The 23,929-nt window shown below is 35.0% G+C and carries 20 protein-coding genes and 1 riboswitch; of the genes, 16 read left to right on the top strand and 4 right to left on the bottom strand.

The genetic code is table 11. The features are described 5' to 3' along the window. Nucleotides 1–59 precede the first annotated feature (59 nt). The 3 genes from G3A47_RS04965 to metK form a co-directional block, all read right to left on the bottom strand. Nucleotides 60–662 carry a hypothetical protein gene (locus G3A47_RS04965; protein ID WP_166920972.1) on the bottom strand — a complete coding sequence of 201 codons (603 nt, stop codon included), beginning with the start codon at nt 660–662 and terminating at the stop codon, nt 60–62. Nucleotides 663–668: 6 nt separating this feature from the next. Next, nucleotides 669–2,009: a hypothetical protein gene (locus G3A47_RS04960; RefSeq protein WP_166920970.1), complete on the bottom strand. Its 1,341-nt coding sequence runs from the start codon at nt 2,007–2,009 to the stop codon at nt 669–671. A 273-nt stretch (nt 2,010–2,282) separates the two neighbouring features. Next, nucleotides 2,283–3,533 carry a methionine adenosyltransferase gene (gene metK, locus G3A47_RS04955; protein ID WP_166920968.1) on the bottom strand — a complete coding sequence of 417 codons (1,251 nt, stop codon included), beginning with the start codon at nt 3,531–3,533 and terminating at the stop codon, nt 2,283–2,285. A gap of 554 nt (nt 3,534–4,087) precedes the next feature. Between metK and G3A47_RS04950 the strand changes: the two genes are divergently transcribed. From G3A47_RS04950 to G3A47_RS04890, 13 genes are all read left to right on the top strand, one after another. Then, on the top strand, nt 4,088–6,934 hold the full coding sequence (locus G3A47_RS04950; RefSeq protein ID WP_166920966.1) for a TonB-dependent receptor plug domain-containing protein: 2,847 nt from the start codon (nt 4,088–4,090) through the stop codon (nt 6,932–6,934). Between the two features lie 393 nt (nt 6,935–7,327). Then, nucleotides 7,328–7,504 carry a hypothetical protein gene (locus G3A47_RS04945; protein ID WP_166920964.1) on the top strand — a complete coding sequence of 59 codons (177 nt, stop codon included), beginning with the start codon at nt 7,328–7,330 and terminating at the stop codon, nt 7,502–7,504. A 56-nt stretch (nt 7,505–7,560) separates the two neighbouring features. Next, nucleotides 7,561–8,856 (top strand): O-acetylhomoserine aminocarboxypropyltransferase/cysteine synthase family protein, encoded by a 1,296-nt coding sequence (locus G3A47_RS04940; protein ID WP_166920962.1) that lies wholly within the window; start codon nt 7,561–7,563, stop codon nt 8,854–8,856. 815 nt (nt 8,857–9,671) lie between these two features. Then, nucleotides 9,672–10,760: a homoserine dehydrogenase family protein gene (locus tag G3A47_RS04935; protein ID WP_166920960.1), complete on the top strand. Its 1,089-nt coding sequence runs from the start codon at nt 9,672–9,674 to the stop codon at nt 10,758–10,760. 632 nt (nt 10,761–11,392) lie between these two features. Beyond that, nucleotides 11,393–11,593, top strand: coding sequence for a hypothetical protein (locus G3A47_RS04930; RefSeq protein WP_166920958.1), 201 nt, complete (start codon nt 11,393–11,395; stop codon nt 11,591–11,593). Between the two features lie 188 nt (nt 11,594–11,781). Then, nucleotides 11,782–11,890, top strand: a riboswitch (SAM riboswitch). Between the two features lie 76 nt (nt 11,891–11,966). Further along, nucleotides 11,967–12,950: an alpha/beta fold hydrolase gene (locus tag G3A47_RS04925; protein ID WP_243860378.1), complete on the top strand. Its 984-nt coding sequence runs from the start codon at nt 11,967–11,969 to the stop codon at nt 12,948–12,950. A 1-nt stretch (nt 12,951) separates the two neighbouring features. Next, nucleotides 12,952–15,366, top strand: a complete 2,415-nt coding sequence (gene thrA / locus G3A47_RS04920) for a bifunctional aspartate kinase/homoserine dehydrogenase I (RefSeq protein ID WP_166920954.1) — start codon at nt 12,952–12,954, stop codon at nt 15,364–15,366. Between the two features lie 131 nt (nt 15,367–15,497). Further along, nucleotides 15,498–16,184: a hypothetical protein gene (locus tag G3A47_RS04915; protein ID WP_166920952.1), complete on the top strand. Its 687-nt coding sequence runs from the start codon at nt 15,498–15,500 to the stop codon at nt 16,182–16,184. After that, nucleotides 16,181–16,816: a LysE family translocator gene (locus tag G3A47_RS04910; protein ID WP_166920950.1), complete on the top strand. Its 636-nt coding sequence runs from the start codon at nt 16,181–16,183 to the stop codon at nt 16,814–16,816. Before G3A47_RS04915 ends, G3A47_RS04910 begins: the two co-directional genes overlap by 4 nt. Nucleotides 16,817–16,839: 23 nt before the next feature. Further along, nucleotides 16,840–17,268, top strand: a complete 429-nt coding sequence (locus G3A47_RS04905) for an OsmC family protein (protein WP_166920948.1) — start codon at nt 16,840–16,842, stop codon at nt 17,266–17,268. A 159-nt stretch (nt 17,269–17,427) separates the two neighbouring features. Next, nucleotides 17,428–18,600: a trans-sulfuration enzyme family protein gene (locus G3A47_RS04900; protein ID WP_166920946.1), complete on the top strand. Its 1,173-nt coding sequence runs from the start codon at nt 17,428–17,430 to the stop codon at nt 18,598–18,600. Between the two features lie 329 nt (nt 18,601–18,929). Beyond that, nucleotides 18,930–19,460, top strand: coding sequence for an alpha/beta hydrolase (locus tag G3A47_RS04895; RefSeq protein ID WP_166920944.1), 531 nt, complete (start codon nt 18,930–18,932; stop codon nt 19,458–19,460). 115 nt (nt 19,461–19,575) lie between these two features. Beyond that, on the top strand, nt 19,576–19,986 hold the full coding sequence (locus tag G3A47_RS04890) for an RrF2 family transcriptional regulator (RefSeq protein ID WP_047772871.1): 411 nt from the start codon (nt 19,576–19,578) through the stop codon (nt 19,984–19,986). Between the two features lie 188 nt (nt 19,987–20,174). On the opposite strand, the gene G3A47_RS04885 is transcribed toward G3A47_RS04890, so the two are convergent. Then, on the bottom strand, nt 20,175–20,957 hold the full coding sequence (locus G3A47_RS04885; RefSeq protein WP_166920942.1) for a sulfite exporter TauE/SafE family protein: 783 nt from the start codon (nt 20,955–20,957) through the stop codon (nt 20,175–20,177). 288 nt (nt 20,958–21,245) lie between these two features. Here G3A47_RS04885 and G3A47_RS04880 point away from each other — a divergent pair, with 288 nt between their 5' ends. The 3 genes from G3A47_RS04880 to cysD all read left to right on the top strand — a co-directional run bounded on the left by G3A47_RS04880 (nt 21,246) and on the right by cysD (nt 23,889). Further along, nucleotides 21,246–22,148, top strand: a complete 903-nt coding sequence (locus tag G3A47_RS04880; protein WP_166920940.1) for a sulfite exporter TauE/SafE family protein — start codon at nt 21,246–21,248, stop codon at nt 22,146–22,148. Between the two features lie 27 nt (nt 22,149–22,175). Then, nucleotides 22,176–22,886 (top strand): phosphoadenylyl-sulfate reductase, encoded by a 711-nt coding sequence (locus tag G3A47_RS04875; RefSeq protein WP_166920938.1) that lies wholly within the window; start codon nt 22,176–22,178, stop codon nt 22,884–22,886. A 103-nt stretch (nt 22,887–22,989) separates the two neighbouring features. Continuing rightward, nucleotides 22,990–23,889, top strand: coding sequence for a sulfate adenylyltransferase subunit CysD (cysD, locus tag G3A47_RS04870; RefSeq protein ID WP_017497285.1), 900 nt, complete (start codon nt 22,990–22,992; stop codon nt 23,887–23,889). Nucleotides 23,890–23,929: the final 40 nt, after the last annotated feature.

Below are 23,929 nucleotides of genomic sequence, written 5' to 3'. Positions count from 1 at the left end.
GCTCCAATTAAGGAACAGGCTCAATATGAGTCTTAAAGAGAAAGTCAGAAAGCAATTTTCTAACGATAAATCCCATCACCAACTTTTTCAATCACGGTCCATTTTCCTTTACTCTTGACCAGAATTAATATAGAAGTTGTATCAATATTTTTATAATCAGTTGTAGTTGATTTTATTGTAAAAACTGCATACTTATTTTGTTTATAATAAATTGGATCTGAAAAAGAAAAAACCTCATAGTTTTCCTTAAAATCAAACGTCTCATATTTCCCAGGATCGGGAAATTTTTCCTGTTTTATGAAAATGATATTCTGATGTTTAAAATCTTTTAAAGTCCAGTAATTACTTTTTATCCACTGGTCTTTAATGTATTTTTCTTCATATTTAAATTTCATTTTCTCCCATACTTTTTCATTGTATAAAGGCTTATCAACTCCTTCATTTCTTTCGTATTTATTTCTTCTAGGTTCAAAGTATATTTGTCCTTTAAAAATATCAATTGTCACATTATTATTGATTTTTTCCTGAATTATCATAATCTTATCTGATTCTTTCAAATTCAAACTCGATAAATAATCATTAATTGGTGCTTGATGGTTCTTTTGTGCAGCACAACTGTAAAGAAATTGAATGACGATAACGATATATAATAGCTTTTTCATGTCGGTTTATTTACAAGGTTTACCCACAGGCTTTTGTTCTAGTGGAGTGCCTGAACCAACAGGGTTTCCTGTTTGTTCTGACGCTAATCTGTTTTCAATTCTTAATCTCTCTGTGGTTCCTTTTGGAAACTTCTTGCTAAAAATTGGTGCATCTCTTAATCCTCCCCATGCTAAATCAGTATAAATTTCTGTAGGTTTTGTTCCATAAGGAACTGCAACCCCGGTTTGAAATTCTTGTAAGGCTGCTCCAATTGCTTCTACATAGGTATTAGCCATTTCTGCGTGTTGAAAATCTTCTGTACTCCCATGATATTTTTTGTCAACAAATGCTTGAAAAAGTAATGGGAATTCACTAAATACCACTAGATTTTTTGAAGCATCGAAATCCTCTACTAAGCTCATAAAAAAAGCATGTCCCAGTTCATGTAGTAAAATAGAAGCTTTGAATAATTGAGTTGCAGAAGTAAAGCGATCTTTACTTAGAGTTATCTTATAATTGTTCTCACGGATTCTTGAAGTAATGGCAGGCACAGTTCCAGCATCTCCAGAAGTAATTGTAACATTGTAAACAGAATTAGTCCCTAATTTAGTCAATATATTGGAGATATCACAATTGGTGGCATTTTTTAACTGGGCTAAAACAGCTTTAGGGCAAGGATCAAGTTCTCTATCAACTATAATCTCTTCAATAATCTCTGCATCGGTTTGATCCTCCTCTTCATTTCCACCGTCCGGAGGAAGGACTTCTTCCTCTTCGTTGTCATGGTATCTCATCACACATTCCCACCATTCATCAAATATTCTTTGTTGCTCAGCTAGGGAAACGTCAAAAGAAACTATTCTATACGGACATGCGTCCAAAGCCGTTTCAGATTTGATTCGGCGCTTTTTAATTGGTCTTTTACCATTCTCAGAAATTAATACATTTGCTTGATTGTAGATGTGGTACCATTTTACGGCCGCTTCATTTGTTTTTGGAGAAAAGGTAACTTTGAGTTTATAATCAAAATTACTGCCGGCATTTTTTGGGGTTACCACCAGATAAGATCTTAAGAAATAACCGGAGTTGTTTTTCCTGGCTCCATTTTTTACAAAAATGGGCCGTTCTGTAATAAACGGAACAGTTAAAGTATCTTGCACATAAACCGCTTTTTTCCAATCGGGCTTTCCCAGGAAATAAAAGTTATTCTTTAACGCAATAGGATTGTTGTTAAAGTAATCAGCTGCCCGGTTTACATTCAGAGAACCGGTTTGCTTTTCAACAGCGGGTTCTTCTGTTGCACAGGAGCTAAAAAATAACAGAACAAGAGTCGCTGTTAAAACTAGGGCGGAGAAAATCTTTTTCATGGCTGACAAATATTAATTGTAAGATTTTGAGTATAATTTTAATGATATTTATTGCAATTGTATATTTTTCTTACTATTTGTAGACAGGTAATTTATTTTCGTTCCTTATTCCACAAAAAAAAGCCTGCTCCAATTAAGGAACAGGCTCAATATGAGTCTTAAAAGAGAAGTCAGAAAGCAATTTTAAAAATATCTTAGAGTTCTGTTTGATCTCTATTTTTCTTTAATTTTACTTTGGCTAACCTCTTTATTAAAATATGATTTCAGATTCAATTACAATCCAAATGCTGCTTTTACCTGGTCAACAAAATCAAGTTTTTCCCATGTAAATAACTCTACTGTAACTGTTTTTTCATTTCCTCCCGGAGCAGAAAAAGTTTTGGTTACGGTTTCCGGTTTACGTCCCATGTGTCCGTAAGCAGCAGTTTCGCTATAGATTGGGTTTCTTAATTTCAAACGTTGCTCGATAAAGTAAGGACGCATATCAAAGATAGCTTCTACTTTTTTAGCGATTTCACCGTTAGTTAAGTTTACTTTAGAAGTTCCGTAAGTCTCGATGAAGATTCCCATTGGTTCAGCAACACCAATTGCGTAAGAAACCTGTACTAAGATTTCGTCAGCAACACCTGCAGCAACTAAATTTTTAGCGATATGACGAGTAGCATAAGCAGCACTTCTGTCTACTTTACTTGGGTCTTTTCCTGAGAAAGCACCACCACCGTGAGCTCCTTTTCCACCGTAAGTATCAACGATAATTTTTCTTCCTGTTAAACCAGTATCTCCGTGAGGTCCTCCAATTACGAATTTTCCTGTTGGGTTAATGTGGTATTGGATTTTATCATTGAATAAATGAGCGTGAGCCGGATTTTTAGCGATGATTCTTGGAATCAAAATATCAATAATATCTTTTTTGATTTTAGCCAACATAGTAGCTTCTTCATCAAAATCATCGTGTTGTGTTGAGATTACAATGGCATCAATACGTGTTGGTTTGTTGTCATCACTGTACTCTAAAGTTACTTGTGATTTTGCATCCGGACGTAAATAAGTGATCTCTTTGTTCTCACGTCTTAAGATCGCTAATTCCTGCAATAGTTTATGAGATAAATCAAGTGCCAATGGCATATAATTTTCTGTTTCGTTAGTTGCATAACCAAACATCATACCTTGATCTCCTGCACCTTGCTCTTCCGGCTTAGCTCTGTCAACACCCTGATTGATATCGGCAGATTGTTCGTGAATGGCTGAAAGAATTCCACAAGAATTGGCTTCAAACATGTATTCACTCTTAGTATAACCGATTTTACGGATTACTTCACGAGCAATTTGTTGAACATCAAGATAGGTATTGGATTTTACTTCACCAGCCAGAATTACCTGACCCGTAGTAACTAAAGTTTCACATGCTACTTTTGAGTTAGCATCAAATGCCAAAAAGTTGTCGATTAATGCATCCGAAATTTGATCTGCAACTTTGTCTGGATGTCCTTCACTAACAGATTCTGACGTAAATAAATAAGCCATAATAATTTATTAATTAGATAATTAAAGTTAAGCGAGGAAAAAAAATTGCTAAAAAATGCTAAAGGAGAGTTCCTGCTTTAGCATTTTTTACTACCGAAATCAAAACGTTCCGGTATTCATAACAAATCATTTCATTATGAAGAGGTTGCAATCAGTTCAAATTTTTCCTCTTTATTCGGGTGCAAAGTTAAAAAACCATTTTGATTGACAAATTAAAGTTTTGCTTTTTTTATTAATTGTATATAAATTTAACATAACATACTAATTCGATAGGGTAATAGAAATTTTTTTGGTTTTTGTTTGGTGGTTCCGAAAAAAGTCCGCAAATTTGCCCCATCAAAATGAAAGAAAACAAAATAAACATGAAATCAATCTTAAAGAATATGTCTTGTATGATGCCGGAAACTTCCGCAGAGAGACTATTGTAGACTGTTTTAAACGATATACTAAAAGAACCTCTGCCAATTTGCGGAGGTTTTTTTTTGGTCGAAAGTGAACTGAAAAAAAACAACATTCAATTATAAACTAGAATAAAAGAACCTAATTAAAATACAATGAAAAATAAATTACTACTGATTTTTAGCTTGGCTACCATCTCCGGATTGTATGCACAGGAGAACAAAAAAGAAAAAGATACTTTGCAAAACAATGAACTGTCAGAAATTACAATAGTAGGTTCGAGAAGTAAAAACCGTGTAAAAACAGACGTACCGGTTCCTGTTGACGTATTCAATATAACAGAAATAACCAAAGGCGCTCCGCAAACCAGTGTTACGCAAATATTAAATTATGTAGCACCCTCCTTTACGAGTAATCCGACGTCAACGGCAGATGGAACAGATCACGTTGATCCGGCACAATTAAGAGGTTTGGGGCCGGATCAGGTTTTGATTTTGGTAAATGGCAAACGAAGACATACCAGCGCTTTGGTAAACATCAACGGATCGCCGGGAAGAGGTTCAGTAGGAACCGATTTAAATGCGATTCCTTCCTATGCGATTGAGCGAATAGAAGTATTAAGAGATGGGGCTGCCGCACAATACGGTTCTGATGCGATTGCCGGAGTAATTAATATTGTATTGAAGAAAAACGCAAAATACGTTTCAGGTGATATTCAATACGGAGCAAATTTGTCTTCAGGATCCAATAATTTTAAAGGAGGAAGCGACGGACAATCTTTACAATTAGATTTAAACTATGGTACTTCTTTAGGGAAACAGGGAAGTTATCTGAACTTTACCGGAAGTGCACTAACCAGACAAGCAACAAGCCGTGCCGGAATTAGAAGTAATGCGATCTTTAATGCTTACAACGCAGTCGAAAACAGAGCGGCTCAAAATGGAGTTCAGGTTAATTCTTTGTTCAGTAATATTAATTCAACTCCAAATTCAGGACAGATCATTAGTACTTTGCAACAGTACGCGCCACAGGTTAGCTATTTTACACCGGCGCAACAAACTGCGATTTCTTCTGCAACGACAATTGCTCAGATGCAAACAGCCCTGAATTTTGATGTAACGAACAATGAGTTGAATTACAGAGGACAGGAAAGAAGCGACTATAATATGAGTGTGGGACAGTCCGAATTGGCGACAGGGCAATTGTATTTTAATGCTAAATATCCTTTGAGCGAGCGTACTTCCTTGTATTCCTTTGGAGGAGTCTCTTACAGAAACGGTAAATCCTATGCCTTTAACAGGCTTCCAAATGGTTCCGGAACTTTTACACAGGTGTATTCAAATGGATTTTTACCTGAAATAGAATCAGATATCCTGGATGCTTCTGCAGCAGCCGGAATTACAACCGAATTGTTTGGTTTTGACACTGATTTCAGTTCGAATCTTGGAACAAACTCTTTTAAATACGGGGCAAACAATACTATAAATGCAACTTTGGGAACCCAATCACCGTCTAGTTTTGATGCAGGTAAAGTTTCGTTTTTACAAAGTACAACCAATTTGGATTTTAGTAAAAAACTCGATGTTTTAGAAGGTTTGAATGTTGCTTTTGGTGGGGAATTCAGATACGAAAACTATCAGATCAAAGCCGGAGAACAAGCTTCTTACGGATTGTATGATGTAGACGGAAAATTTGTTTCCGGTACATTGCCAACAACTTCGCCATTAATCGTAACCGATTTCTTTGGAAACAAACGTGGAGCAGGAGCTCAGGGATTCTCAGGATTTCAGGCTACCGATGCCAAAGAAAAAGATAGAAGAAGTGTTGCCGCTTATGTAGATTTAGAATTAAACCCTACAGAAAACTGGCTTTTGAACGGAGCTGCACGTTTTGAAAATTATTCTGATTTTGGAAACACAGTTACCTTTAAATTGGCTTCTCTTTTGAAATTAAATAATTTCATCAATTGGAGAATCTCGGGACAAACAGGTTTTAGAGCGCCATCATTGCAACAAAAATATTTTGAAACGAGCTCTACACAATTTATTAACGGTTCACCTTATCAGGTAGGATATTTTACCAATGATTCTGATGCGGCGAAAAGCATTGGAGTAGAAAATTTAAATCCGGAAAAATCTAAAAGTATAAGTACAGGTTTTACATTCAAAATCCCGGAAGCTAATATTACAATCTCTACCGATGCTTATTTCACAAGAATCGATGATCGTATTGTTTTAACAGGTCAATATTCAAGACCAACAGACGGACAAATTGCCGGAGCTACATCACCGGAACAAAAAGAAGCACTTACATTGTTTCAGGAGGCATTTGATCTAAAGGGAGTAGAAAGAGCCTCTTTCTGGACAAACGGAATCAATTCAGAAACAAAAGGAATAGATGTGGTGATTTCTCAGAAGTATAATGTGGTAGCTGATTTTACGATTAGAAATGATTTTGCTATAAGTTATAATGAAACAAAAAGAGTAGGGGATTTAAATGTTCCTCAGTCTATTATCAATGCCGGAGGAGAACCTTTTAAATATTCCTTTTTTCCGGAGTCAAGCCGAGTGTATTTAGAGGAAGCAATTCCGAAATTGAAAGCCAATTTGACGACAACGTTCAATATTAAAAAACTGGATATTTATTTAAGAAACAGTTATTTCGGAAAAGTAACAGATCCGGGGGCTACAGATGTAAATTTAGATGGATTCTCTTCTGTGTACGAACATCCGGAGTACAGCGCTAAAATTGTTACGGATTTGTCTTTGGGGTATCAGATTAATGAAAAATTCAGAATCACGCTTGGAGTTAATAATATAGGTGATGTGTATCCGGACCGAAACAATCCTTCAACTCCTGCTTTTACAAACACAACTCCAACATTGTCTCCTGCGCCGAGTACAGATTTAAGTAATGCCAATCAATTTGCGTATTCGAGAGCAGTCTCACAATTTGGATTAAACGGTAGATTTGTTTTTGCACGTTTAGGATTCAAATTTTAAATAAAAAAATAAAGAATCTCTTTCAGGTATAAAGCTGCTCTACGCTTGATTTTGAAAGGGATTCTCAAAGAATTTCGATAAAATTTATGTAGCTTAATTCTTTTTAAATGTTAAATTTTAAAATTTTTTTTGGCAGTTAAAAAATAGTTACTATATTTACTCTATCAAACTAGTAGAATTAAAAAAAACGATTAGTTTTTTTATTAATTACAATTTTATAAAATGAAAACAATAGCAGATAAAATGAGAATGTGTTGTATGATGCGTAAATGCGTTCCGGTCTGTTGTTGCCAAAAGTGAAAGATAGAATCTTTGTTATAGTTAGACTATAAGCCCTTTTGGTAAGCCAGCCAAAAGGGCTTTTTTATTTCACCATTTTAAAAAATTATAAATATGAAAACATCAGATAAAAGTTTGAAAGCAATAGAAACAGATTTTAGAGAAAACAGCAACGTTATCGAAGTTGCTATAAAGGAAGTAATTCAATTAAAAGAAGAGTTGAGTTTAGAAGGACATAAATCATTGCTGTTTCAAATGTATGCCTTAGAAGAAGAGGACCTTTTTGCTTAAAAGATAAATCAATAACAAACCTAAATACTATTAACAATACTAAAAACTAAGAAATTATGAGCACACAAAAATTTGCCACAAACGCGCTACACGCAGGACACGATGTTACTAAAAATGCAGGAACAAGAGCAGTGCCTATTTACCAGACAACATCCTATGTTTTTAACGATTCTGATCATGCCGCCAATTTATTTGGCCTTGCAGAAGCAGGATTTATTTACACTCGATTAAACAATCCGACAAATGATATTTTAGAGCAACGGCTAGCGGCGCTTGACGGTGGAATTGGAGCGGTAGTTACGGCATCCGGAACCGCTGCAATTGCCACAACTTTCCTGACTTTGCTAAAAGCCGGAGATCATATTGTGGCATCCAATAGCCTGTACGGAGGGACCTATAACTTATTAAAAGTGACTTTACCGAGATTGGGAATCACAACTACGTTTGTTGATCCGTCAAAACCGGAAAATTTCTCTAAAGCCGCAAAAGAAAACACCAGGGCCTTTTTTGTGGAATCTTTAGGAAACCCAAAATTAGATGTATTAGATCTGAAGGCTATTTCAGATCAGGCCAAAAATTTCAAAGTGCCTTTTATTGTAGACAATACAATAGCAACTTCTTATTTGCTGAAACCATTTGAGTATGGAGCAAATATTGTGATTCACTCTTTGACCAAATATATTGCAGGAAACGGGACTTCGTTAGGAGGCGCCATTGTTGATGCCGGAACTTTTGACTGGTCAAACGGAAAATTCCCTGAATTTACAGAACCTTCTCCGGGATATCATGGTTTGGTTTATCATGAAGTTTTAGGAAATGCGGCCTTTATCACCAAAGTGAGAATTGAAGGTTTACGGGATTTTGGTTCTGCTCTGAGTCCATTTAATGCTTTTCAGATCATTCAGGGACTAGAGACATTGCCAATCCGAATTAAAAAACACAGCGAAAATGCGTTGGCTTTGGCTAAATGGCTGAAGAAACAAGAACAGGTGGCCTGGGTCAATTATCCGGGCTTAGAATCAAATAAATATTTTGATTTAGCTAAAGAATACCTGCCTGAGGGACAAAGCGGAATCATCACTTTTGGATTAAAAGGCGGTTTCGAAGCGGCTAAAAAAGTAGTGGACGAAACAAAATTGTTTTCTCTTCTGGCCAATGTCGGTGATACAAAATCACTAATCATTCATCCGGCAAGCACAACGCACCAACAATTGACAGAGGAGGAGCAAATAGAAACAGGGGTTTCTAAAGATTTGATTCGTCTCTCTGTCGGAATCGAGGATATTGAAGATTTAATTGCTGATTTGCAAACCGTTTTTGCAACAGTTGCGAAAGCGGAGTACAGCAATTAATAAAAGTTGAGGTTTTTTTGTTTTTTGTTTGAAAAATTGCCTTTAGCAATATGATTTTGCTAAAGGTGATTTTTAATAGAAACAAAATATAATATAAAGTTTAAACCATATAAGTGTATAAGCTCAGGTAAGCTAAGATCGAGTACTAAAATGAACTTAAATGACTTATATGGTTGAATTGATTAAAAGAAAACCTGTCAGGTGCGATTCAAAAAAATATACTTAACACATAGAAACATAGATTTTTATTTATAAAAAAAGAGTTTAAAAAAAGAAACACGTTTCTATCACATAGTCAAACTATGATGATTTAAATAAGTGAAACGCCTTTTTACGTTTTCAAAACTATGTCTCTATGTGTTAAAAAAAATGCGCGCAACAGGTTATAGAATTTTAAACCATATAAGTAGTATAAGTTCAGGTAAGCTAAGGTCGAGTAGTGAAATGAACTTAAATGACTTATATGGTTAAATTGATTAAAAGAAAACCTGTCAGGTGCGATTCAAAAAAATATACTTAACACATAGAAACATAGATTTTTATTTATAAAAAAAGAGTTTAAAAAAAGAAACACGTTTCTATCACATAGTCAAACTATGATGATTTAAATAAGTGAAACGCCTTTTTACGTTTTCAAAACTATGTCTCTATGTGTTAAAAAAAAAATGCGCGCAACAGGTTATAGAATTTTAAACCATATAAGTAGTATAAGTTCAGGTAAGCTAAGGTCGAGTAGTGAAATGAACTTAAATGACTTATATGGTTAAATTAATTAAAAGCAATTATGTTTTTAGGTCATTTTAAAATTAAAAATTATGTCAAAGCTTAGAATAAACATTGTCCTTTTCGGGATCGGTAATATCGGAAGCACCCTTATCAATCAGATTATCGAAAGTCAGGAGTTTTTTCTGCAAAACAAAAATGTTGACTTTCATTTTCCGATTATCACCAATTCTACCGTTGCTTTTTTTGAGAAAGAAGGAGTCGGGTATGCTTGGGAAACCAATTTTGTAGAATTGGCAGTGCCTTTTAGAGTGGAAGATATTATTGAATTTGCAAAAGAAAATGAATTTGAAAATCTAATTGCCGTTGATGCAACGGCGAGTGAGGAGTTGGTAGGACATTATAATACCTTAATCCAGAACGGATTTAATATTGTAGCGGTGAATAAAAAAGCCAATACGTTGCCTATTAAACTTTACAAAGAAATAAGAGAGAATCTCAAAAAGTACGATAAAGAGTTTTTGTACGAAACCTCGGTTGATACCGGAGTTCCGGTTTTACAGACTTTGAGGGATTTGTATTATTCGGGAGAAAAAATTACTAAAATCCGTGGTGTTTTCTCAGACAATCTGAGTTATGTATTTAATCAGTTTTCTTCAGAGGAGGCTTCATTTTCTGCTATTTTAAAAGATGCCAGCCTTTTAGGGTTAATGCGTTCTACTTTTAAAGAAGACTTGTCGGGAAATGATACCGCACAAAAGCTATTGATTTTAACGCGGGAGATTGGGAAGGACTTTGAGTTTTCGGATATAAAAATCAGTCCGCTGATCGAGGAGGCGCATTTGGAGAAAAACGGTACACTTAGTAAGGAAGCTGTTGATCGACATTTTAAGATTGCTAAAATAGCACAGTCCGAGGATCATGTGCTTAGATATATAGGAGAATTTGATGTTGAAAAAAATACACTGGAAGTGAAATTGGTTTCCGAACCCGTTACTTCGGCTATCGGACAATTGAAAGGTTCTGATACGATTTTTGAGATCTACACGCAATCGTATGCGGCTGTTCCGATTGTAATAAAAAGTGCTTCGGCATGTAAACAGGCCATTTCGCGTGGAATCATAACAGATATCTTAAAAGTAGCTGAAAAAATCAAAAATAAAGAAGCAGTTTGGTTGTAATTTAAGAACGGAAGCTTTGAAAATGTTCTTTGATAAACTGATTTGCGGAGCTGATATTGAGTGTGTAAAGTTGTTTTTTTGTGACCTTTTAGGGGTATTTTAAGAAATTTTGCTTTTGATCGTTATTTTTTAACGTTTAAACGATGTTTTTTTAACTTTTTTTGTACTTAAATACCTCATTTTTATTTGCGTAATAAAAATAATATTCGCATATTTGTAAAACCCAAAAAGCTATTAATCAGATGAATTTAAATGTCTACAAAATGTTTTGTGCCATTTCGGTTAAAACCGTGGGGATGTCTATTGCTTAATATTGTAAAACAATAAAAATATAGCAAAGCCTCCCAGAAATTTTGAGAGGCTTTTTTAATTTAATAAGAAATGCAGAATTTTTTTAAAATAACGAATAAATCACAGATGAATCAATCCTTTAAGATGAATAAGATGTTTAATGTCGCAACTATTTGCGCATACGTCTGTTGATTCCAAAAGTAAATACAAGTTTTGTAAAACTTATAACCCTTTTGGCATCTGAAACCAAAAGGGTTTTTTTATTCCATCGGGTTGCTTTAACAAAATAATAAAAGAGTAATAAACATAATAATACACAACTGAACTAAAACTTAAATATCATGAGTGCAACAAACTACTTAGCAAGAGCATTTTCCAGATTGAAAAATGGCAGGACAAAAAGAAACAATGCGTCACCAACAAATGAATTGATCCACCCAAGTTTTGGAATTACCGAAGCGGATAAAAATGCAGAAAAAAAAGCGCCAAATTCATTGTTGTTTTTGATGTATTCTAAAGAAAATGAAACGCTTTTCATCTAACATCGAAAAGTATTATCAAATAGGGTAAAACCGGCTTAATTTTACTGGGCGTAATGTTCGGTAATTTTTTGCGTATAATAGTTTTAGATTAAACTATTTTCATAAAATAGAAGATTCAGTTCAGATAAATTTGCTTGTTTAAGAAAATAGTAGTTAATTTGCACCGTTAAGTTCAAAAACGTATTGAAATGTTATAAAGAAAGGAGGAGGGATTAGACCCGATGAATCCTTAGCAACCCTTCGTTAATTCGAAGAAGGTGCTGCATTCTACCACGCCCAAACGTGGAAAGATAACAACAAGAATTTTCTGGTTTCGCCTAGACTTTCTTTTTAATATTTCCTCATACAAATCAATAATACAACAGATTTGAAATTGGAAAATTTACTAAACCCTATTCTCATACAAAATTTCACTACCGAAAGTGGTGCAGTTTATCATTCGTTGCCCTTAAGTTTTACGATTTCGGGTTTACCACTGCATAGTGCACCTATTGTTTTGGTTAATCATGCTTTAACAGGAAATGCTGAGGTTACCGGTGAAAACGGTTGGTGGAATAATCTGATCGGAAAAGGAAAAACGATTGACACCGATAATTATACGGTACTGGCGTTTAATGTTCCTGGCAATGGGAATGATTCCTTTCTAATTGAAAAGTACCAGGATTTTACTACCCGTGATATAGCGAGGATTTTTATAAAAGGACTTCATTTTTTAAAGATAGAGCAGGTTCATACCATAATAGGAGGTTCTGTCGGAGGTGGAATTGCCTGGGAAATACTGGCTTTAGAGCCCGCTATCACCCAAAATTTAATACCGATTGCTACCGATTGGAAATCGACCGACTGGATGATTGCAAACTGTTATTTGCAGGAGCAAATTCTGAATAATTCTTCAAAACCAATCGAAGATGCCAGAATTCATGCCATGTTGTGCTATCGCTCTCCCGAATCATTCAAAGAAAAATTTCAACGCACGATCAATTCAGATCTTTCCATTTTTAATATCGAAAGCTGGCTGGCACATCACGGAGAAAAATTACAAAAGAGATTCCAATTGTCTTCGTATAAATTGATGAATCAACTGCTTAAAACGATAGACATCACGAGAAATACGGCTGATTTTGAAACCTTACTGGCTAAAACCAATGCGGCAATTCATATTGTCGGAATCAATTCAGACTTGTTTTTTACGGCAAAAGAAAATAGAGAAACCTATCAGGAATTAATAAAATTTAAAGACAATGTTTTTTACAGCGAAATAGATTCGGTACACGGACATGACGCTTTTTTAATCGAGTACAAACAACTAGATCATTTACTTGCCGATATTTTTAAGGCAGAAACAATAAAAAGATAAAATGAAAATATTAAAATTTGGCGGTAAATCGTTATCAAACGGAGAAGGACTTAATAAAGTTGTTTCAATTATTACAGATAAAATCAATCAGGGCGAAAAAATTGCCGTTGTCGTTTCTGCACGCGGAAATGCTACTGATGAGTTAGAAGATATTTTAAGTATTGCTTCTAAAAATGGCAATTACAAACCGTTATTAGAGAGTTTTAAAGCGTATCAGGTTTCAGATTACCCGCAAGTTAATCTGTCTGAAGAATTTGAGATTCTCGATAAGCTTTTTGAAGGAGTGAGCCTGATAGGAGATTACAGCAACAAAATTAAAGATCAGATTTTGTCTAAGGGTGAGTTGCTTTCGGCTAAATTGTTGACGGCAATTTTGGTAGAAAAAGGAGTTCCTGCTAATTTTGTTGACACCAGAGATTTGTTGAAAACAGATTCGAAATTTGGTGATGCGCAGCCTTTGGAGCAGCTTTCGAAGAAAAATGTAGTCAACTATTTTAAAGAGCACAACGGATCAACGGTAAATATTGTAACCGGCTTTATCGGTTCAAATAATAATAACGACACTACAACTTTAGGAAGAAACGGAAGTAATTATACCGCTTCGTTGCTGGCTAACTATTTAAATGCAGAAGAGCTTCAGAACTTTACGCATGTTGACGGAATTTATACGGCAAATCCGGATTTGGTTGCGGATGCCAAAAAAATTGAATATTTATCGTTTAACGAAGCCAACGAACTGGCTAATTTTGGAGCAACTATTTTGCATGCCAAAACGATAATTCCTTTGTTGGAAAAAAGCATTCCGCTTCGTATCTTAAATACATTTAATCATGAAAATCGCGGAACCTTAATCACTTCGGATTCTGCAAAAGAAGGAATTAAAACACTTTCTGTTTTAGAAAACTTATCACTGGTAAATCTGGAAGGTCGCGGACTACTTGGGAAAGCCGGAGTTGATGCCCGTATTTTTAAAGTAATGGGAGATCATAACATCAGTGTGAGTATTATTTCTCAGGGGTCTTCTGAAAGAGGAATCGGACTGGTGGTGGCAACAGATAAAGCTACAACTGCCATGATCGAACTGGAAAAAGAGTTTGAGAATGATTTTTATTCTAAAGACGTCAACCAAATTACAGTTACAGACAACGTTTCGGTTATTTCGATTATTGGTCAGGATTTGAGTACGTTTCACAAACCTTACACGGCTTTAATCAAAAATAAAATTGTTCCGATTTTGTTTAACAACACCGTTACGGGTAAAAACGTGAGTTTGGTGGTTAAAAAATCAGAATTGCATAAAGCATTAAATGTAATTCACGGAGAGATTTTCGGTGTTTCCAAAAAAATCAATATTGCCATTTTCGGTCATGGATTGGTAGGAGGGACTCTGATCAATCAGATCTTAGAATCTACTGCCGCTATTGAAAAACGTAAAGACATCAAATTGAATGTTTTTGCAATTGCCAATTCTAAAAAACTGCTTTTAAATAAAAATGGAGTAACAGCAGATTGGAAAAATGACATTCAGAATAAAGGAATTGCTTATACGATCGAGGATATCATTGCTTATGCAAATGAGCACCATTTAGAGAATTTAATTGCTATTGATAATACAGCGAGTGCAACTTTTGTTGAAAACTACATTTCTTTGGTTGAGAGTAGTTTTGATTTGATTTCGTCTAATAAAGTAGCCAATACGTTGAGTTATGGTTTTTATAAAGAATTGAGAAAATCATTGGCGGAGAATCAGAAGAATTATTTATATGAAACCAACGTCGGTGCGGGATTACCGTTAATCGATACCATAAAATTATTGCATCTTTCTGGTGAAAACATCACTAAAATAAAAGGAGTATTCTCAGGGACTTTGAGTTATTTGTTTAATAATTTTTCTGCAAAAGAGGCTCCGTTTAGTGAGATCTTACAGGAAGCAATTGATAATGGTTACACAGAACCGGATCCGCGTGAGGATTTGTGTGGAAATGATGTGGGAAGAAAATTATTGATCTTGGCCAGAGAATTGGATTTGCAAAATGAGTTTGAAGAAATTTCAATTCAAAACTTAATACCGGAGCATTTACGCGAAGGAAATGTTTCTGATTTCTTAACGAAATTAAAAGAATTCGATCCGATTTATGAGAAGATCAAAGCCGATCAGCAACCAAATCACGTGTTGAGATATATTGGAGAATTGTCCGGAGATCTACAAAATGACAAAGGAATTCTGGAAGTGAAATTAGTTTCTGTTCCTTCAGACACTGCACTAGGCGGATTGAAAGGTTCAGATTCTTTCTTCGAAATTTATACAGAATCATACGGAGACCGACCAATCGTAATACAAGGAGCCGGTGCCGGTTCTGCAGTTACGGCTAGAGGTGTTTTTGGTGATATTTTGAGATTGTCAGATAAAGAGTAAGAAATTTTAGATTTTTTCGTTAACTTGTTATTTCGAGGGAAGAGTAATTGTATCAAAATTTAAACTCGAAAAAAACACAAAGAATTTGAAAATTACAAATTCTATATGCCCCAATAAATTAACCTAAATAAATGAAAAAAATCTATTTCCTATTTTGCCTGATATCGTTTACGATGCAGGCAAAATATTATGAAGCTGTTCTGACTTTCGAAAACGGAACGGTTAAAAAAGGCTTCGCAGAACTTGTTGAGATGAATAGTTCTAAAGTTAAATTCAGACTTGCTGAAAAAGGAGACACAGAGAAAATCTTGAGTGAAGAACTCAGAAAGGTGGAGTACATTGACAAAGAGGGAAACAAATATGAAGCAGAAAGATTGTTTATTCTTCAGGACAAAGGAGAAAAAGGAGTAAAAAAAAGTTCTGATAAGTATTGGCTGTATGTGGTTTATTCAAACGGAATTAAGCTTACTGTAGATGCACTTCATTCAACCCTCAGGTACAATCCGGGTACAGGAACGACAACGGGTTCCGGTGGCGGTACGATGCTCTATATGGGTAAAGAGAAAGAAGATGGTGTATTTTATGTTTATATGTTGTCTGCCATGATGTCGGTGAATGTAGGGATGGACAAAGCCGTGAGGAATATTTCGGCTATTCAGTTTAAAGAGTGTCCTTCTTTTTTGGAGGCTGTTAATAAAGAGAATTTCAAAAAAAATACTTTAACCAACCGTATAATCGAACTTTACGAAGCTAATAATTGCAATAAAAAAGCAGCAGTTAAACCGCAGGAAACAAAAGGGAAAAAAAGAAAAAAATGATACCATTAAACGAACTTGTTATTTTCATTCTGGCTGCTTTACTGCTTGTTATTACGCCGGGACCCAATATGATGTATTTGATTTCGCGTTCTATTACTCAGGGTAAAAAAGCGGGGATCGTATCGTTGGCGGGAATTGTCTTTGGTTTTTTCTTTCATATTATCATGGTTTCTTTTGGAATTACAGCAATACTTTTTGCCGTTCCGATGGCTTACAATATTCTTAAAATTTCAGGAGTCTTCTATTTGTTGTATTTGGCTTTTCAGGCCGTGAGACCCAATGGGAAGAATCTTTTTCAGCCGAATGAAAATCTTTCGGTAGATAAACCAAAAAAGTTATTCAGCATCGGATTTTTAACAAGTGTATTAAATCCTAAGATTGCGGTGTTTTATTTATCGTTTTTTCCACAGTTTATAAAACCGGAATACGGGTCAATTATGACACAGAGCTTGCAACTTGGTGTAACGCAGGTTTTGGTGAGTTTCACCGTTAATTTCATAATCGTGCTCACGGCGGCCAAAATAGCTACTTTTTTTGCTAAAAAGCCAATGTGGTTAAAGGTTCAGAAATGGTTTATGGCGGGAGTTTTAACGTCAATGGCAATTAAAATGGCTTTTTCGAAAGCAAAATAATTAAAGATTAAAAATAAAAAAAAATGAAAGTAACCTTAAACAGAGTAAATGACGCATTTCATTTTAAAATAAAAAATGAGCGTGGTCATGTAGTCGATGTGGACAGCAGAGCAGAATTTGGAGGCAGTGATTTAGGTGCAAGCCCGATGGAACTGGTTTTAATGGGTGTTGCAGGATGCAGTGCTATCGATATGATTTCGATTTTAAAAAAGCAACGTCAGGAAATCACTTCTTTTAATGCTGAGGTCGAAGGACTTCGTGTTCAGATAGACGAAGCAAAACCTTTTAAAGAAATCAATGTGGTTTTTTATTTAGAAGGAGATATCAATCCGGAAAAGGCTTATCGTGCGGCACAACTTTCTTTTGAGAAATATTGTTCAGTATCCAAAACGGTTGAACCAACTGCAACTATAAAATACAAAGTTGTCCTGAACAACGAAGAATTAAATTAATTAGATAATTAGTCAATTAGGGAATTGGATAATTCTTTTAGGACTTATTGGAAATTCATGGTAAATCTTTTGTGAGACTTTGCGGGTCTCTGTGAAATTTTATAAAAATCGAATTTGTGCCCATCAGTGCAATTCGTGTTAAAACAAAAAAACAACACAATGAATATAGAAGATTTTGGTTTTGAAACACAAGCCATTAGAACACAATTAGAAAGATCGCAGTATTTAGAGCATTCGGTGCCATTATACTTATCGTCAAGTTTTGTATTTGAAGATGCTGAAGACATGCGTGCGTCTTTTACAGAAGAAAAAGAAAGAAATATTTACAGTCGTTTCAGTAATCCGAATACAACTGAATTTGTAGATAAAATCTGCAAGATGGAAGGGGCTGAAGCAGGTTATGCTTTTGCAACGGGAATGGCAGCTGTTTATTCTACTTTTGCAGCCTTGTTAAATGCAGGAGATCATATCGTGTCGGCAAGTAGTGTTTTTGGTTCAACGCATGCGTTGTTTATGACTTATTTTCCGAAATGGAATATCGAAACATCTTATTTTGAGATTAATAAACCGGAAACAATTGAAAGTTTTATTAAACCCAATACTAAAATATTATACGCAGAGTCCCCTACGAATCCCGGTGTAGATGTAATTGATCTGCAATTGTTGGGAGATATTGCCAAAAAACACAATCTGATTTTAATTATCGACAACTGTTTTGCAACACCGTACATTCAGCAACCCATTAAGTTTGGAGCGCATTTGGTGGTACATTCAGCAACAAAATTAATAGACGGTCAGGGGCGTGTTTTAGGAGGAGTAACCGTTGGAAGCGAAGATTTAATCAGACAGATTTATTTGTTCTCAAGAAATACCGGGCCTGCATTATCGCCGTTTAATGCGTGGGTTTTGTCAAAAAGTTTAGAAACTCTTGCTATTCGTGTAGAAAAACATTGTGAAAATGCCTTAAAAGTAGCAGAGTTTTTAGAAGCACATCCGAATGTGAATAGTGTGAAATATCCGTTTTTGAAATCACATCCACAATATGAGATTGCCAAAAAACAAATGCTTTTAGGAGGTAATATCATTGCCTTTGAAATCAAAGGAGGAATAGAGGCCGGAAGAAAGTTTCTGGACAAAATTAAACTCTGTTCACTTTCCGCGAATATTGGTGATACCCGATCAATTGTAACGCATCCGGCATCAACAACACACAGTAAGTTGTCTGAAGAAGATCAATTGGCGGTTGGTATTACACAAGGTCTAGTGCGCGTTTCTGTAGGTTTAGAAACCGTAAAAGATGTAATTGCAGATTTAGAACAAGCACTTTCTTAAATAATGCCTTAGCATAAAAAACAAAAAGACTACTTAGATAGTCTTTTTGTTTTTTATGTAAATAATTTAAGCTGTTGGTTGTGAAATGTAAAATGTAAAATGTAAAATGTAAAATGTGAAATGTGAAATGTGAAATGGAAGACTGGAAAGAGGAGTTTTGTTTGCGGCACCTATTGTCTTAATCAATAGAGTATTCGGGAAATAAAAAAATGTTTGATTGATTGTAATAGTGTTTTCATAATAGTTTGCTTATTATAAACAAAATTACCGTATTCAGCATCTCACATCTCACAACTCATAACTCACAACTTGAATTAAATACTTAAATTATGATCAAACCGAGACTGCTCATCTTATCGGATTTATTTGGTGGCAAAAGTTCGGACTGGGTTAATCAGTACATAGAACTGCTGCGATCTAAATTTGATATTCAGTACTACGATGTTCTGGAATTGGGAGGTGTAGCTACGGCTGATAACGAGGAGAATAATATTCACAATCAATTCTTAAATGGTGGGATTGATAAAGCGGTAAAAACGCTGCTGGACAAAGAAAGCGAAGAAGTTAGTGTTTTAGGATTTAGTATTGGTGGGACAATTGCCTGGAAAGCGGCTTTAAAAGGGCTGAAAGTAGTACAGTTAATTGCCGTTTCATCAACTAGATTACGGTTTGAAACACAGACTCCAAATAGTAAAATCAAACTCTATTTTGGGGAGGAGGATTTGAATAAACCTGATTCCCAATGGTTTTTAGATCTAAAAATCTCAAATCAAATTTTTGAAAATGAAAAGCATCAATTGTATTTGGAAAAAAAGAATGTACTTTTAATTTGCAATGCTATTTTGCTTGATTTGGTCTGATTTTTATTCTTTTGTTATTCTTATGGCAATAGCCTATTTTTGCAATTGAAAATAGGTGGAGATTTTAGCAGCAAGAAATCTAAAATCTAAAAACAACAATCTAAAATTAGAATACGTGCTTTCAAAGAAAACTAAATACGGAATTAAAGCTTTAACGTTTTTGGCAAGACGTGAGAATAACGATCCTGTACAAATTGCTGAAATTGCAAAAAGCGAGCATATTTCGATTAAGTTTTTAGAGAGTATATTGTTGCTGTTAAGAAATTCCGGTTTTTTGGGAGCAAAAAAAGGAAAAGGAGGCGGCTATTACCTCATTAAAGATCCGAAAGATATTAGTATGGCCAAAGTATACCGGATTCTTGAGGGGCCAATTGCATTACTTCCGTGCGCCAGTCATAATTTTTATGAAAAATGCGATGACTGTGATGATGAGTCTACTTGTGCTGCACGTCGTTTAATGACAGAAGTTCGCGATAATACATTAAAAATATTAGAAAGTAATTCTCTTGCGGATATTGCTTTTTAGGACGCCTAATTTTTTTTAAACCATATAAGTCATCTAAGTTTAATTTGAAAAGCTCATAATTTCTTGTATAACTTATATGGTTTAACATAAAGCAGAAAAACCATTTCGTTGAGCAAACTCATTGAAATGGTTTTTTAGGTATAGAGAACTTTTTTCTATTGTTTTTAGGAAAATGAAATAGTAAAAGTTTAAAAAACTAATTTGTAGCCCACCATAAACAACATGATGGCGATGGCGTTTCTAAGAAATAAATCAGGCACTTTTCCACTTAACATACTTCCCATGTAAATTCCTGGAAGGGATCCTAATAACAATTGAGCAAGCAAACCCAGATCTAGATTTCCCATTGAGGCATGTCCGATTCCGGCAACAAGGGTTAAGGGGACAGCGTGAGCAATTTCGGTTCCGACCAATTTCGGAGTGGGTAAAAGCGGATACAGGAAAAACAAGGTAACTGTTCCCAATGCGCCGGCACCAATTGAAGTTAGGGTTACAGTTGCGCCCAGTAAAATTCCAATGGCAACCGTTAGTATATTTTGAGTAGTGCTTTCGTAGTGAAATTTATCCCCTGCATGTCTTTGAGAAAATTTCATAATCTGCTTTTTAAACAAAATGGCTATAGAAGTAAATAACAATGCCCAACCTAAACTGTATTTGATTAAAGCATTTAAAGCCGTAACATCTGTTTTGATGCTTTCTAAGATCCATAACGTTAATAAAGCTGCAGGAACACTTCCTAAGGAAAGCCAGCCGGTAATCTTCCAATTGATATTCTTCTTTTTATTGTGAACATAGATGCCTCCCATTTTGGTAAAAGCGGCATATAATAAATCAGTACCTACAGCAGTTGTTGGGGGAATACCAAACCATAGTAAAATAGGAGTCATTAGAGAGCCGCCGCCAACACCAGTCATTCCTACCACAAAACCAACGAACAAACCTGCAACTACAAGACCAATTTGGAAATCCATAAATAAAAAATTTTGCCAAAAATAAGAAGTAATTCATAATAATCCTATCGATGTGATAGACTATTTTGTAACTGCCAATTAAATCTTTGTTATTTAGCTGTTTGAGTATTTTTCGTTTTTAAATTTACCTTTATTTTATCAAAATAAATACGTTCAGCTTTAATTGTTTGAGATGGAGGTGTTAATTAAAGTAAAAAATCAAAATAATATTTTGTTATTTACAAATAAGTATTAATTTTGCATAGTAATCTAGTAAGCCGATAGGGCAATAGATTTTTAAGAAAGAATATGGAAAAAAGAGTAGAAGTAAGTTCAGTTGCAGTAAAAGCCGAAGTGTCTTTAAAAGAAAGATTATGGGTGCTTGTGCCGGTTGCGTTATTAGTAGGTTTACTGCTAACACTTGGTTATAATCACTATTCGGAATTTTCCTGGAGTGGATTTGTAGCAGGTTTTAATCAGGAGTTTTTAGTTTTTTTCTTCATTGGTGTTTTTGCTCAGTTGGTAGACGGAACTTTAGGAATGGGATACGGAGCAACTTCAACTTCTTTTTTACTGGCTTATGGTGTGCCTCCGGTAATTAGTAGCACGGGAGTACATGTGGCTGAGATGTTTACAACAGGAGCTTCGGCCATTTCGCACCATCGATTTGGAAATATTAATAAAAAACTGGTAAAGAATTTATTGATTCCGGGTGTTTTGGGTTCAGCTATTGGTGCATATTTGTTATCAGATGTAATTGATGGCGATGTTATCAAACCATTTATTGCCGTTTATATGATCATTTTGGCGGTGATTATTATTAGAAAAGCGTTATTGAAAAATATCATTAAAAAGAAAACCAAAAAATTAGGATTTTTAGCCACTTTTGGCGGATTCATGGATGCCGTAGGTGGTGGAGGCTGGGGGCCAATTGTAACTTCTACCTTATTAGGAAGAGGCAGAAATCCAAGATACACCATCGGATCTGTAAATGCGGCTGAATTTGCAGTTTCATTTGCAAGTGGTATTACCTTTATGCTTTTTGGAGGAATTCACGGATGGCAGGTTATTATAGGTCTGATCTTAGGAGGTGTGATTGCGGCGCCATTGGCGGCTTTTTTGGTGAATAAAATTAAAAGAAAACCAATGATGATTGCAGTTGGAATACTAATCATCTTATTGAGTTTAAAAACATTGTCTAAATTATTGTAAAAATAGTTTTAGAAAGGGAAAGAGAATATGAGTACAGAAATTATAGCTTCATTAGTAGCTAAAACAAAAGATTTTTCACTGGAAGAAACATTCGCTTTTTTGGCTGAAGAATATCCGGGGAAAGTTATTTTTTCGACTTCATTTGGACAGGAAGATCAGGTAATAACTGATTTTATCTTCAAAAATGATACAGCGATAAAGGTGTTTACTTTAGATACCGGAAGATTGTTTCAGGAAACCTATGATGTTTTTCACAGAACATTAAAAAAATACAAAAAACAGATTGAAGTTTATTTTCCCGAGGCAGCAGCAGTAGAAAATTTATTGCAAACCAAAGGACCAAACAGCTTTTATGATTCGGTTGAAAATAGAAAGGAATGCTGTTTTATTAGAAAAGTGGTTCCGTTAAGAAAAGCTTTAGCAGGAAATTCAGTTTGGATTACCGGTTTAAGAGCCGAACAATCTGAAAACAGACACGATTTAAATTTGTTTGAGTACGACGGAGGTTTCGAAATTATAAAATTCAATCCATTACTAAAATGGACTTTAGAAGAAGTTGAAAATCATCTGAAAGAATTTAACGTACCACAGAACGCTTTACACAAAGAAGGTTTCGTAAGTATTGGATGTGCGCCTTGTACAAGAGCCATTTTTCCCGGAGAAGATATCAGAGCCGGAAGATGGTGGTGGGAATCAAGTCACAAAGAATGTGGTTTACACAGTGCGAAAAAGGAGTAACACAAAGAAAAAAGAGAATAGAGAAAAGATAATAATAGTTTGAAAGATTTTAGAGTTGGCGAGAAACGTGAAACCTGAAATTTTAAACATGAAACAAAGCAGAATGAGTTCAGTATTAAAAACAAACGCTTTAGAGAGCGAAGCAATATACATTTTCAGAGAAGTAATATCACAATTTGACAAACCGGTTTTACTTTTTTCAGGAGGAAAAGATTCTATAACGCTGGTACGTTTAGCGCAAAAAGCATTTTTTCCTGCAAAAATTCCGTTTCCTCTTTTGCATGTTGATACGGGACACAATTTCCCTGAAACAATTGCTTTCAGAGATAAATTGGTAGAAGAATTAGGTTTAGAATTAATTGTTCGTAATGTTCAGGATGCTATTGATGAAGGAAAAGTAGTAGAAGAAACCGGAAAATATTCCAGTAGAAACAGCTTGCAGACGACTACTCTTTTAGATGCAATTGAAGAATTTAAGTTTGATGCCTGTATTGGTGGTGCACGTCGTGATGAAGAAAAGGCAAGAGCTAAAGAGCGTATTTTTTCTGTACGTGATGACTTTGGTCAATGGGATGAGAAAAATCAACGTCCCGAATTATTTGATATTTTGAATGGAAAAATAGAAAATGGTCAAAACGTTCGCGTTTTCCCAATTTCAAATTGGACAGAATTAGATGTTTGGAGTTATATCGAGAAAGAACATATCGAGATTCCATCGATCTATTTCTCCCATAAAAGAAAAGTTTTTTTGAGGGACGGTTTGATCTGGTCACATTCTCCTTTTGTGTACCAGGAAGAAGACGAACAAATCGAAGAAAGAATTGTTCGTTTTAGAACCGTCGGAGATATGAGTTGTACAGCTGCTGTTGAATCTTATGCAGCAACGATTGAAGAAGTAGTGGGAGAAATCAGATCTTCTACTATTTCTGAAAGAGGAGCCAGAATTGACGACAAACGTTCTGAAGCCGCAATGGAGAAAAGAAAACAACAGGGATACTTTTAATGGAGAGAAGTTAATTGTAAAAAGTAAAATTCAAAAAAAC

Source organism: Flavobacterium poyangense, assembly GCF_011751075.1.
Classification (GTDB): domain Bacteria; phylum Bacteroidota; class Bacteroidia; order Flavobacteriales; family Flavobacteriaceae; genus Flavobacterium; species Flavobacterium poyangense.
Note: the sequence above shows the minus strand (reverse complement) of the source record. Positions and strands in the feature narration are given on the sequence as shown.